Origin of the sequence: Yersinia enterocolitica (genome assembly GCA_002082245.2) — a bacterium.
GTDB lineage: Bacteria > Pseudomonadota > Gammaproteobacteria > Enterobacterales > Enterobacteriaceae > Yersinia > Yersinia enterocolitica_E.
Genome location: NBTC02000002.1, coordinates 4,714,420 through 4,727,807, shown reverse-complemented (window position 1 = coordinate 4,727,807; position 13,388 = coordinate 4,714,420). Strand labels below are relative to the sequence as shown.

The following is a 13,388-nucleotide window of genomic DNA, read 5'->3' as shown; positions in this document are numbered from 1 at the left end:
CTCGGGTGAGCGAAAGCCGCTAACAACGCGGCAATGCCAAGGATAAAGCATATTTATAAAGGCTCGGTTTGTGCTTCAACCACCGCTAACGCCACCATATTCACGATCCGACGCACTGAAGCAATTGGCGTCAAGATATGCACCGGTTTCGCCACCCCCATCAGCACTGGCCCAACCGTCACCCCTTCCGATGATGTCACCCGCAGCAGGTTGTAACTGATACGTGCCGCTTCCATATTCGGCATAATCAACACGTTGGCAGCACCTTTCAATGGGCTGTCTGGCATCAGGTTATGGCGAATACTTTCCACCAGCGCGGCATCACCATGCATCTCACCGTCAATTTCCAGCTCTGGTGCCATCTGATTAACCAATTCCAACGTGCGGCGCATTTTACGCGCGGCTGGGCAGTCTGAGGTGCCAAAGCTGGAGTGAGATAACAGTGCCACTTTCGGTTCAATCCCGAAGCGACGCACAGTTTCAGCGGCCATTAAGGTAATCTCAGCCAACTGCTCTGGTGTCGGATCATCATTGACATAAGTATCCGCAATAAAAGTGTTACCGGTGGGTAGCAACAGTGCATTCATCGCACCCGCCACATGAGCACCTTCACGGAAACCGAATACTTTCTCTACCACATCGTAATGTTCATGGTAGGTACCGATAGTGCCACAAATCATTGCATCAGCTTCACCACGATGCACCATGATCGAACCAATCAGTGTGGGATTACCAATCACTGCACGACGGGCTTGCTCTTGCGAGACGCCACGACGTTTCATGATTTGATAATACTCTTGCCAGTACTCGTTAAAACGCGAATCGGATTCATTGTTAACCACCTCAAAGTCTTTACCTGCTGTAATTTGCAGGCCCAACTTCTTCAGTCGGGTCTCAATCACACTCGGGCGGCCAATCAGAATAGGATAAGCCAGTTCCTGCGAGATCAACTCCTGAGTAGCATGCAGCACCCGCTCTTCTTCCCCTTCCGCCAATACCACCCGTTTCATCTCTTTCTTCGCCTGCGAGAAGATAGGTTTCATAAACAGGTTAGTTTTGTAGACAAACTCAGACAGCTTTTCGATGTAAGCACTAAAATCGGCAATTGGCCGGGTTGCCACACCAGAGTCCATCGCCGCTTTGGCCACTGCCGGTGCAATTTTTACAATCAGACGCGGGTCGAATGGTTTAGGAATTATGTACTCAGGGCCAAAGGAGAGGTCTTGCTCACCATAAGCGGATGCCACCACATCACTCTGCTCAGCCAGCGCCAGATCCGCAATGGCATGCACACAAGCCAGTTTCATCTCTTCATTAATGGTGGTGGCACCGACATCCAGCGCGCCACGGAAGATGAATGGGAAGCACAGTACGTTGTTAACCTGATTTGGATAATCCGAGCGGCCAGTGCAAATAATCGCATCAGGGCGCACCGCTTTCGCCAACGGCGGCAGGATCTCTGGTTCCGGGTTCGCCAGTGCCAAAATCAGTGGGTTCGGTGCCATGGTTTTCACCATGTCCTGAGTTAAAACCCCCGGGCCAGAACAGCCGAGGAAGATGTCCGCACCTGGCATCGCATCACCCAGCGTGCGTTGACCGTTATCTTCAATCGCATACGCCGCTTTGGTTTGTGCCATATTGGCCTCACGGCCTTTATAAATCACACCTTTGGAATCGCATGCAGTAATATTGTGATGTTTTAATCCCAGCGCCACCAGCAGGTTTAAACAGGCAATCGATGCCGCCCCTGCCCCTGATACCACCAGTTTCACATCGCTGATGTCTTTCTTCACTACCCGCAGGCCATTGAGTACCGCAGCGGTGCAGATAATCGCCGTGCCATGCTGATCATCGTGGAATACCGGGATCTTCATGCGTTCACGCAATTTTTGCTCAATATAGAAACATTCCGGTGCTTTGATATCTTCCAGATTAATGCCACCGAATGTCGGTTCCAGCGACGCGATAATATCAATCAATTTGTCTGGATCGAGTTCATCCACTTCAATATCAAATACATCAATACCTGAAAATTTCTTAAACAGAACGCCCTTACCTTCCATTACCGGTTTACCGGCCAATGCGCCAATATTGCCCAGTCCCAGCACCGCAGTACCATTGGAAATCACAGCAACCAGATTGCCGCGCGCCGTGTATTTGTAAGCAGCCAAAGGATCAGCGGCAATTTCTAAACACGGAGCCGCCACACCAGGCGAGTAAGCCAGCGCCAAATCCCGTTGGGTTGCTAGCGGTTTGGTTGGCGACACCTGAATTTTCCCTGGGGTTGGATATTGGTGAAAATCAAGCGCACTCTGTTTCAACTGTTCGTCCATTGTAGGTTCCCTTTGATTTTATTCTTCGAGGTTATACCCAATAAACTTGAAATTGCAGGTAGGCAGCAAGTGAACCAATCCCGATAAGCGCACGATGATAAGTGATTCGGGTCAGTGAACGTAGCTAACACCACGGTGGTTTCAAGGTCGAAGGGTATATATGACCAATAACAGAACCAGTATAGTGAGTGATTTATCACAATCTATGAAGCAGGCCATACTCTGCATAACATTTTTGCTTCAATTGAAGAATTTACTTATCAATCAGAGAGGATGGTCAACAATCGGGGGAGTGAATGCCGCTAACATCACGGCAATATTGGTAAGAAAGGTATTTATTTGAACCAATTATGAATTTGGGCGTATTGCAATAACATAATCGTCTTACCATCTTTAATGCGGCCATCAGCAATCATGGCAATGGCTTCGCTAAACGATAATTCAACCACGTCGATCACCTCATCCTCCACGCCGACATCATCAGTAATTTTCTGATCTGGATGATATTCCGCCGCAAAGAAATAGACGATTTCAGTCACGCCACCTGGCGACATATAAGCTTCAAACAGCTTCTGCACTTTATCAACCTGATAACCCGTCTCTTCCATCGCTTCACGGCGGATACACTCTTCCGGTGAGTCGTTATCCAGCAAACCGGCACAGGCTTCCAGCAACATGCCACTAGGATTGCCATTCACATAGGTTGGCATGCGGAATTGTTCAATCAGTACCACGGTACCCTTCTGGCGGTTATACAGCAGAATGGTTGCGCCGTTACCCCGGTCATACACTTCGCGAATCTGTTGTACCGGAGTCCCGTTATCAGTTATTAAATCAAAGGTGTATTTGTGTAGTTTGAACCAGTTTTTGGATAATAATTCACTCTGAATATTTTCAATTTTGACTGACATAAACCCTTCTCTAATCTGGTTAATAGTCATTAGCGTAATCGGTCACTTGCAAGGTTATACACCTCGCTACGATCTCTTTTTCCTACTGCAACCACAGCAACGATCAACACATCATCGATAACTTCATACACTAATCGAAATCCAGAGGATCGTAATTTAATTTTGTAGCAGTTTTTCATACCACGTAGTTTAGCGCTTTCAATATGTGGATTATCGCTGCACTTTTTTAATTTCTTGGCAAATTGCTGTTGTATCGTCTTATCCAGTTTGTGCCATTCCTTTAGCGCTTCTTCTCTGAACTTAACGGCATAGGTCATAGATAGCTATCCAAATCGATATCAAGCAAGGGTTGATGGCGCCGCCTGTTAACCAACTCAGCTAATTCGTGATCATCAAGCGCTTCCATTATTTGTTCATACAGTTCTGCGGGTACACAATAGAATGCGGGTTGATTGCGGTTCAGGATAGCTACGGGGAAACCGGCCCCAGCGTTCACTGTTGCCATTGGATTTTTTTTCAGTTCGCTCACGCTGGCACTGGTATCAGTCAAAATTATACTTGGCATAGGCACCTCAAAAAGACCTGTTAACAGGTCTCATTATGCAAGCAGTGACACAATAAAGCAATAAAAATGCCCTGTCGACACAACGTCAACAGGGCATCTCAACAGCGAAAAGCACGACGAAAGAGGTCGGTTAGAAGCCGGTAGGAATATCCTTCATATCCGGTAACTTATGGGCTATCCCTTTGTGGCAGTCGATACAGGTTTTCCCTTCGGTTATCGCCTTACTGTGCATTTTCGCCGCGACCGTTTTTTGTGCGGTGAAGTCCATATTGTCGAAATTATGGCAGTTACGGCACTCTTGCGAGCCATTGGCTTTCATTCGCGCCCACTCATTTTCGGCCATGGTTAGGCGGTGAGCCTCAAACTTTTGCGGGGTATCAATCAGGCCGAAAGCCTTGGCATACAGCTCTTTACTCGCCTTGATTTTACGCAGCATCTTTGGCCCCCACTCATGGGGAACGTGACAATCCGGGCAGGTCGCCTTCACACCACTGCGGTTGCTGTAGTGGATGGTCCCCATATATTCCTGATAAACGTTATCTTTCATCTCATGACAGCTAATACAGAATTTCTCAGTATTCGCCATCTCCATGCCGGTGTTAAATCCACCCCAGAAAATGATGCCACTGACAAAGCCAATTAGCAGTAAAGTCCCGAGCGCCAGCCGGCTTGGCCTGCGCCACCACTGCCATGTACGTCTGATAACACCGGGCTTTTTAGTTTCGCTCATAACTTATCTCGCTTATCGCTCATTTCGGTTATTGGCCAAAGCCAGGGGCTGGCTGGAAGCTGTTACCGACAATCGGTGCGGCATCGGTTTGTGGCACATGGCATTGCAGGCAGAAATAGCGACGTGGTGAGACTTCACTCGATACTTTGCCATCACGGTCAATAAAGTGAGTTGGGCTGACACGCGGTGCTCCAGTGGTGCGATAGTGCTCCACACCATGGCATTGCAGGCAACGGTTGGTATTTTTACTGACTTGATAGCCATCCACGCTATGCGGGATCAGCGGGGGTTGGTTAACATAGTTCAATGCCATACGCTGTTGTTGTTTCGGCATTTTCACTTTGCCTTCAGCCGTGCCAGAGACTTCTGGTGATTGAGTCAAGTCCATTTCGACATTGCTGGCAGCAGTGGCTGCACCGGTGATCACCAACACCGCCAGCAGCGATATAACTGACAAAAACCGGCGGTTTAATGATTTAAAAATCGTGTTATTCATTATTTTCTCCTGAGTACACCGTCTTTATCCTGAGCATCCCTGGATGAGGGTTATAACTGGCTGCTCATGCCTGCCCCGCAGGGCAGGCAATCTCAATTACGCCACTACCCGTGCCAACTTCACTGCACATTTTTTGAAGTCAGTTTCTTTGGATAACGGATCGGTGGCATCCAGCGTCAGGTTATTGACCAACTGTGCAGCATCGAAGAACGGCATATACACCAGTCCTTGCGGTGGGCGGTTACGGCCACGGGTTTCCACCAATGAGGTCACTTCGCCACGCCGTGAAATCACTTTCACTTTGTCACCACGCCGCAAATCACGGGCTTTGGCATCCAGTGGGTGAATGAATAGCACCGCTTCAGGGAAAGCGCGGTGTAACTCAGGGACGCGACGGGTCATGGAACCGGTATGCCAATGTTCCAGCACACGGCCGGTAGAGAGCCACAAGTCATATTCCTGATCCGGGCTTTCAGCCGCAGGCTCGTAGGGCAGCGCAAAGATTACTGCCTTGCCATCAGGTTTACCGTAGAAACGCACGTCTTCGCCTTTCGGCACGAAGGGATCGAACCCCTCACGGTAACGCCAGAGCGTTTCTTTACCATTGACTACCGGCCAGCGCAGACCGCGCTCTTGGTGATAACGGTCAAACGGCGCTAAATCATGGCCGTGTCCGCGACCAAAATCGGCATACTCTTCAAACAGCCCTTTCTGAATGTAGAAGCCGAAATCGCGTGCTTCGTCGTTCAGTTGGTCGGCGGGTATTTCACTCAGTGGATATTTGCTGACCACATCGTTGGCAAACAGCACGTCATACAACGTCTTACCGCGATACTCCGGTTTTTTATCGACCAACTCAGCAGGCCAAACATCTTCCACTTTGAAGCGTTTGGCGAACTCGACAATCTGCCATAAGTCAGATTTCGCCTCACCTGGCGCTGGGACTTGCTGACGCCAGAATTGGGTGCGCCGCTCTGCATTGCCATAAGCACCCTCTTTTTCCACCCACATCGCAGTCGGTAAAATAAGATCAGCAGCCAGTGCACTGATAGTGGGATAAGGGTCAGATACCACAATAAAGTTGCGCGGATCACGCCAACCCGGCATGCGCTCTTCATTGATATTCGGACCCGCTTGCATGTTGTTATTACACATCACCCAGTAAGCATTAAGGGTGCCGTCTTTTAGCGCGCGGTCTTGCGCCACCGCATGCAGCCCCACTTTCTCAGGGATAGTGCCGGCAGGCAGTTGCCACTTGGTTTCAGCAATCTGGCGATGTTTTTCGTTGGTCACCACCATATCTGCCGGTAGACGATGGGAGAAGGTCCCCACTTCACGGGCTGTGCCACAAGCAGAAGGCTGGCCGGTCAGAGAGAATGGGCCAGACCCCGGTTTAGAGATTTTGCCGGTTAACAGGTGCAGGTTGTAGCACATGTTGTTGGCCCAAACCCCGCGGGTGTGTTGGTTAAAACCCATGGTCCAGTAGGAGACTAATTTTACTTTCGGATCGGCATACAACTGCGCCAACGACACCAGTTGGTCCTCCGGCACGCCGCTCATTTTAGCGGTTTTCTCTAGGGTATATTCCGCGACAAAGGCTTTGAAATCATCAAAACTCATCGGCTCGGAGGCATCACTACCCGGATTCTTGGCGGCTTTTTCCAACGGATGGGTTGGGCGCAGACCATAACCGATATCGGTGGCACCACGGCGGAAATTCACATGGCGGTCGAGGAAACCCTGATCAACAGCATTATTCTGGATAATGTAATTGGCGATGTAATTCATGATGGCCAGATCGGTCTGTGGCGTGAAGACGATCGGGTTATCTGCCAGCTCAAAACTACGGTGCTCAAAGGTAGAAAGGACGGCGATCCTGACATTGTCATCGCTCAGGCGGCGGCTGGTCATGCGCGACCACAAAATCGGGTGCATTTCGGCCATATTGGATCCCCAGAGCACGAATGCATCTGCTTCTTCAATATCATCGAAGCAACCCATAGGTTCATCCATACCAAAGGTACGCATAAAACCCACCACCGAAGAGGCCATACAATGACGAGCATTCGGGTCCAGATTGTTGGAACGGAAGCCTGCTTTCAGCAACTTGGAAGCCGCATAGCCCTCCCATACCGTCCATTGGCCGGAGCCGAACATACCCACCGAGGTTGGGCCTTTTTCTTTTAGCGCGTTTTTGAACTTCAGTTCCATGATATCAAAGGCTTTTTCCCAACTTATCGGGGTAAAATCACCTTCTTTATCATACTGACCGTCTTTCATGCGCAGCAGCGGTTGAGTCAGTCGGTCTTTGCCATACAGGATTTTCGGCAGGAAATAGCCTTTGACGCAGTTTAGCCCACGGTTAACCGGTGAGTCGGGATCCCCTTGCGACGCCACGATACGGCCATTTTGTGTTCCGACCAATACACCGCAGCCCGTGCCACAGAATCGGCAAGGTGCTTTGTCCCATTTTATTGCATTTGTTGTTTCACCCACCACGGCTTTAGCGACAGTAGGTATGGTCAATCCGGCGGCGGCGGCTGCGGCTACCGCAGCATTGGCCTTCATAAAATCCCGGCGGCTGAGTTTCATGGCATTTCCTCACCTTGGCTTTCCTGCTGGTGATAAACCAGCGATACAGCCAGCACACCATCCAGATTACGTGCTGACTCAATATGATTCAGGAGCACGTCTGAGCGCGCCGCCTGCATAACCACCACCAACTTGCCCAGAGTGGCATCACTGGTGGGTATTTCTGTTCCCGGGATAGCCAACAGGTCGTCGATCAGTTGTGCAATTCGCGCCGGTTTGGCTTGCAGCACCAATCCACAGACATGCCATTCTTTATCGTCCATCTTCACTCCGGGTAAGGGTTACTGCCTGAACCGGACAACTGGGCACACAGGCACCACATCCGTTACAAGCAGGAAGGTCTAATTCGGGCTGAGCAATGCCGTTTACGCGCGGACGAAATCGAATTGCCCTACTCTCACAGCTATCCTGACAGCTACGGCATTCAATATTGTGGAAAGGTAAACAGCGCTCTGAAATGTTGATTTTAAGTCGCCAGGGCGTCAGAGCTGTTGCGGTAAAAACACCCGCCTCACACACCTGTACACAGGCCTGGCAAAAACTACATTCAGCACGTTGGAAATCTATTTCGGGGAATCCGCCACTGCCAACCACCAATACACCGGTTTCACAGGCAGTCACACAGGCATGACAGCGGGTACAGCCAGCAATAAAATCGGCTTCCATCACCGACCAGGGGGGCCTATGCGCTGAAAGTTCTCGTTTATCTGCTTGCCAAAGGCCAGTCAGCAATTTACGCCGTGATAAATCAGTCATACTGATATCCTTAACATCTACTGGCGCGCCCGCATGTGCGATAGAGAGAGTTCATTCAAAGCCCAGAGGTTTACATTGGCTGGTGATAATAATTCTTATTTTTATTAAAGGATTTCCCCAGTGTTTAGGTATTAGATACAGAATAATGAGTAATAAAATAATTACTCTTTAGGGTTAATCGGTGGTAGATATTGAGCAAGATCAATTAATTTAGTGGTTATTTACGCAGTTTGTCACTGTTAAATCTATTTGCGTTATTACCTTTTTTATATAACGATTTGTTTAATGAGAATAGCTATCAAACAAGATGATACTTTGGTAATTATTTCTTCAGGTAAACTGTTGCGGTTAAATGAATTTGGCCTCAGTTTTGAGGTACACTTAGATCGCAGTTTTACTAACAATAATGGATAACGTAGCCTGCTAAATTGGCTATCGAAAATAATCTGTATTCAACAGCCAAAATATTTAACGTCTATACCCAATAGATTACAAAGTGCAGGAAGGCGGTCAGGAACAGATGTGCTCACCGCTCACAGTGGCCGAGTAACATCAACCGCCAATCCTCCGATGCAATTTGCAAGATAATGGGCATATATCGGTTACAGGGACATTACTTATATGACCAAAAGTCACACCATTATGATCGTTGATGACCATCCCCTTATGCGCCGTGGTATTCGGCAATTACTTGAGATGGACCACAGTTTTGATGTCGTTGCCGAAGCTAACTGCGGCAGTGAGGCTGTTACCGAAGCGGCCAAATGTCAGCCGGATGTCATTCTGCTCGATCTGAATATGAAAGGGATGTCTGGGCTAGATACCCTAAAAGCATTACGACATGACGGGATTGATGCGCGAATTATCGTGCTGACGGTTTCTGATGCGCGCAGCGATGTATATGCCATGATTGATGCCGGTGCTGATGGTTATCTGCTCAAAGATAGCGAACCGGAAGTATTACTGGAAAATATCCGTCAGGCAGCGCGTGGCGAGAATGTATTCAGCAATGAAGTTGCACAATACTTATCCTCCCGCCATGAAGAGATTAATCCTTTCTCCGAGTTAACCGAGCGCGAATTAGATGTGCTGCAAGAAGTGGCGCGCGGTATGTCCAATAAGCAAGTCGCATTTGAATTACACATTTCAGAAGAAACCGTAAAAGTACATATTCGTAATTTATTACGTAAGTTAAATGTGCGTTCGCGAGTGGCAGCAACCATTCTGTTTTTGGAAAATAAAAAGTACTAACCACCACCCAATTATTTAATAGCCACCAAACTACTCGCTGGCTATCAGGCTACTCAATGGCCGCTAAAATAAAATCATGGTTATCGTATATCCATTTTTTGTTCAGTGGCCCCCAACTATCTAACTGGTAATAACCCGCGTTATTGCGCACGCCACACTGCACAAAAGTCAGAGTGATACCCAAACCGGGTAGCGCCTTCAAGACATCTTGCAAGGTGCGCCGTGGCCAGCCGGTCAATTCCATCAAGCGCGGTACATTAAGCGAGTCACCACTGCTGATTAACCAGCAGAGATAGATACGGCGGGCAAACACTGGATTTAGCTCCATAAAAATTCCTATTTTGAGTGACTGCTATTCCCTACCCATTTAACATCGCAACAAGGCTGCCACGCTAAATTCTTGGGATATAATCAGTTTACCTGATGCCAGAAAAAACACCTGTTTATCATTATTTTCTACATTGAGGTGGATTAACTCAGTTTTATCGAGGTTTTTTACAGGTTCTCCATATTTTCTTCACGTTTCCACCCGCATTCCCGCGTAAAGTGCACAGTAGATTCTGCTGGATATGATTTTTTATTTATAGAGGCTGGCACTGCATGGCTAATTTTTTCATCGACCGCCCGATCTTTGCTTGGGTATTGGCGATAATTTTGTGTCTTACCGGGGCTTTAGCAATCTCGACGCTGCCTGTTGAGCAATACCCGAATCTGGCACCACCTAATGTCCGCATCAGTGCCTCATATCCAGGAGCCTCGGCACAAACACTGGAAAATACCGTCACGCAGGTTATCGAGCAAAGCATGACCGGCCTTGATAAGCTGCTGTATATGTCATCGCAAAGCAGCAACTCTGGCAGCGCATCAATAACCCTGACATTCCAAGCGGGTACTGATCCTAACGAAGCGATGCAGCAGGTACAGAATCAGTTGCAGTCTGCCATTAAAAAACTGCCACAAGATGTGCAACAGCAAGGGGTTTCAGTCTCGAAATCTGGTGATAACACCTTGATGATGGTGGCCTTTGTCTCCACCGATGGCAGTATGGATAAACAAGATATTGCCGACTATGTCGCCAGTAATCTGCAAGACCCACTTAGCCGTATCGAAGGGGTCGGTAGCATTGATGCCTTCGGTTCCCAATATGCTATGCGTATCTGGCTCGACCCCAATAAACTCAATAATTATCAACTGACCACCCAAGATATTGTCAGCGCTATCCAATCGCAAAATAGTCAGATTGCGGTGGGCCAATTAGGCGGAACCCCTTCCGTCGATAATCAGGCATTAAATGCCACCATTAATGCTCAATCTCAATTACAGACACCAGAGCAATTTAGGGAAATCACGCTGCGGGTCAACCAGGACGGCTCGCTGGTCACATTGGGTGATGTGGCTAAAATTGAGATGGGTGCTGAAAGATATGATTATCTGAGTCGCTTTAATGGCCAGGCGGCATCAGGGATGAGTATCAAGCTCGCCTCCGGTGCCAATGAACTGCAAACCGATGAGTTGGTTAAGGCCCGGATAGCAGAACTGGCCCCGTTTTTCCCGCACGGTCTTGAAGCCAAAATCGCTTATGAAACCACACCGTTCGTTAAAGCCTCAATCAAGGATGTGGTAAAAACATTGTTGGAAGCCATTTTGTTGGTTTTCCTGGTGATGTATCTCTTTTTGCAGAATTTCCGCGCCACCCTTATCCCAACAATCGCCGTCCCAGTGGTGCTATTGGGCACGTTCGCAGTACTGTCGGCGTTCGGATTCAGTATTAATACCCTAACCATGTTTGCCATTGTATTGGCGATCGGGCTGTTAGTTGACGATGCCATCGTGGTGGTGGAAAACGTCGAACGAGTGATGAGCGAAGAAGGACTAGGGCCACGCGAAGCGACTCGTAAGTCTATGGGGCAAATTCAGGGCGCATTGGTGGGTATTGCGCTGGTGCTGTCTGCCGTGTTTATCCCGATGGCATTCTTCGGTGGGACCACCGGGGCCATCTACCGCCAATTCTCCATTACCATCGTTTCTGCCATGGTGCTTTCGGTGCTGGTCGCCTTAATTCTAACCCCAGCACTTTGCGCCACCATGCTCAAACCCATTCAGCAGGGCCATCATCACGCCAAGCGTGGCTTTTTCGGTTGGTTTAACCGTATGTTCGATAATAACACTCGCCGTTACGAGAAAGGTGTGGCTCAGGTGTTACATCATAGTCTGCGCTATATGTTGCTCTATTTTCTGCTGTTGGGCGGGCTGGCTCTGTTGTTCATCAAGTTACCGACGTCGTTCTTACCATTGGAAGACCGTGGTGTGTTTATGGCGCAAGTCCAGCTCCCAGTGGGATCAACCCAGCAACAGACACTGAAAGTGGTTGAAAAAGTAGAGAACTACTTCCTGACGGAAGAAAAGAATAATGTGTTGTCGGTATTCTCAACGGTGGGGTCCGGCCCAGGTGGTAACGGCCAAAATGTGGCACGCCTCTTCATCCGGCTGTCTGATTGGGATCAGCGTAAAGAGAGTAATAACTCTTCTTTTGCCATTATTGAACGTGCCACCAAAGTATTTAATAAAATTGCCGAAGCCAGAGTGTCAGTCAGTAGCCCGCCGGCCATTTCAGGCTTGGGTGGCTCATCAGGTTTTGATATGGAATTACAAGATCACGGCGGTTTGGGCCATGACAAATTGATGGCTGCTCGCGATCAGTTATTACAGATGGCGGCTAAAGAGCCAGCCCTGACCCGGGTGCGACATAACGGATTGGACGATAGCCCGCAGTTGCAGATAGATATCGATCAACGCAAAGCACAAGCATTGGGCGTAGCACTGGATGATATTAATAACACCCTGAAAACGGCCTGGGGTTCGACTTATGTTAACGACTTTGTTGATCGTGGGCGGGTGAAGAAAGTCTATGTGCAGTCTGAGGCCACCGCCCGTATGCTGCCGGAAGACGTTAACAAATGGTATGTCCGTAATAAAAGCGGCAGCATGGTGCCCTTCTCGGCGTTCTCTACTACCCGCTGGGAATATGGCTCACCACGATTGGAGCGCTATAACGGTTATTCTGCACTGGAGATTGTCGGTGAGGCGGCACCAGGTATCAGTACCGGTACTGCAATGGATGTTATGGAGAATCTGGTCAAACAGCTACCGAATGGTTTTGGTCTGGAGTGGACAGGCATGTCCTATCAGGAGCGGCTATCGGGTTCACAGGCCCCGGCCCTCTATGCCATCTCGTTACTGGTGGTGTTTTTGTGTTTGGCGGCATTGTATGAGAGCTGGTCAATACCGTTTTCTGTGATGTTGGTGGTGCCTCTCGGGGTTATAGGTGCGGTGGCGGCCACTTGGATGCGTGGGTTGGAGAATGACGTTTATTTCCAGGTCGGGTTGCTGACCATTATTGGCTTATCGGCCAAAAACGCCATTTTAATCGTCGAGTTTGCCAGCGAATTAAACAATAAAGGTAAAGATTTAGTCGAAGCCACTCTTGAGGCTTCCCGCCAGCGGTTGCGGCCTATTTTGATGACCTCGCTGGCATTTATCTTTGGTGTATTACCCATGGCTATCAGCCAGGGTGCAGGCTCAGGTAGCCAACATGCCGTAGGTACTGGTGTGATGGGGGGGATGATTTCAGCTACCGTGCTGGCGATTTTCTTTGTACCGCTGTTCTTTGTTCTGGTGCGTCGTCGCTTCCCAGGCAGGCCACCGCGCGCGAAAGAGTAACGAGAGCCGCTACCCCCCAAGGATGGGCCGGGTA

General features: G+C 48.9%; 12 protein-coding genes. 2 read left to right on the top strand and 10 right to left on the bottom strand.

The window, feature by feature from the left end:
* Positions 1–53: 53 nt before the first annotated feature.
* The 9 genes from A6J66_023065 to napF form a co-directional block, all read right to left on the bottom strand.
* The gene (locus A6J66_023065) at positions 54–2,333 is read right to left on the bottom strand and encodes an NADP-dependent oxaloacetate-decarboxylating malate dehydrogenase (GenBank protein ID PNM26774.1); all 2,280 of its coding nucleotides are present in this window, start codon (positions 2,331–2,333) and stop codon (positions 54–56) included.
* A gap of 335 nt (positions 2,334–2,668) precedes the next feature.
* Positions 2,669–3,244, bottom strand: coding sequence for a GDP-mannose pyrophosphatase NudK (locus tag A6J66_023060; protein ID PNM27140.1), 576 nt, complete (start codon positions 3,242–3,244; stop codon positions 2,669–2,671).
* A gap of 29 nt (positions 3,245–3,273) precedes the next feature.
* Entirely contained in the window at positions 3,274–3,561 is a 288-nt protein-coding gene (locus A6J66_023055) for a type II toxin-antitoxin system RelE/ParE family toxin (GenBank protein PNM26773.1), read from the bottom strand.
* Complete coding sequence (locus A6J66_023050) at positions 3,558–3,809, bottom strand: type II toxin-antitoxin system Phd/YefM family antitoxin (GenBank protein ID PNM26772.1); 252 nt, start codon at positions 3,807–3,809, stop codon at positions 3,558–3,560. The genes A6J66_023055 and A6J66_023050 overlap by 4 nt, the downstream gene beginning before the upstream one ends.
* Positions 3,810–3,939: 130 nt before the next feature.
* The gene (locus A6J66_023045; GenBank protein ID PNM26771.1) at positions 3,940–4,539 is read right to left on the bottom strand and encodes a cytochrome c-type protein NapC; all 600 of its coding nucleotides are present in this window, start codon (positions 4,537–4,539) and stop codon (positions 3,940–3,942) included.
* A 28-nt stretch (positions 4,540–4,567) separates the two neighbouring features.
* The gene (gene napB, locus A6J66_023040) at positions 4,568–5,035 is read right to left on the bottom strand and encodes a nitrate reductase (protein ID PNM26770.1); all 468 of its coding nucleotides are present in this window, start codon (positions 5,033–5,035) and stop codon (positions 4,568–4,570) included.
* Positions 5,036–5,131: 96 nt separating this feature from the next.
* Positions 5,132–7,627 carry a nitrate reductase catalytic subunit NapA gene (locus tag A6J66_023035; GenBank protein ID PNM26769.1) on the bottom strand — a complete coding sequence of 832 codons (2,496 nt, stop codon included), beginning with the start codon at positions 7,625–7,627 and terminating at the stop codon, positions 5,132–5,134.
* Positions 7,624–7,890: a nitrate reductase gene (locus tag A6J66_023030; protein PNM26768.1), complete on the bottom strand. Its 267-nt coding sequence runs from the start codon at positions 7,888–7,890 to the stop codon at positions 7,624–7,626. The genes A6J66_023035 and A6J66_023030 overlap by 4 nt, the downstream gene beginning before the upstream one ends.
* A complete protein-coding gene (napF, locus tag A6J66_023025) occupies positions 7,880–8,383 on the bottom strand; it encodes a ferredoxin-type protein NapF (protein PNM26767.1) in 504 nt (167 codons plus the stop codon). The genes A6J66_023030 and napF overlap by 11 nt, the downstream gene beginning before the upstream one ends.
* A gap of 621 nt (positions 8,384–9,004) precedes the next feature.
* Between napF and A6J66_023020 the strand changes: the two genes are divergently transcribed.
* Positions 9,005–9,634, top strand: coding sequence for a DNA-binding response regulator (locus tag A6J66_023020; protein PNM26766.1), 630 nt, complete (start codon positions 9,005–9,007; stop codon positions 9,632–9,634).
* A gap of 49 nt (positions 9,635–9,683) precedes the next feature.
* Here the strand turns inward: A6J66_023020 and A6J66_023015 are convergent, their stop codons facing one another.
* Positions 9,684–9,962, bottom strand: a complete 279-nt coding sequence (locus A6J66_023015; protein PNM26765.1) for a hypothetical protein — start codon at positions 9,960–9,962, stop codon at positions 9,684–9,686.
* Positions 9,963–10,234: 272 nt separating this feature from the next.
* Here A6J66_023015 and A6J66_023010 point away from each other — a divergent pair, with 272 nt between their 5' ends.
* Complete coding sequence (locus tag A6J66_023010; protein ID PNM26764.1) at positions 10,235–13,354, top strand: aminoglycoside/multidrug transporter subunit AcrD; 3,120 nt, start codon at positions 10,235–10,237, stop codon at positions 13,352–13,354.
* Positions 13,355–13,388: the final 34 nt, after the last annotated feature.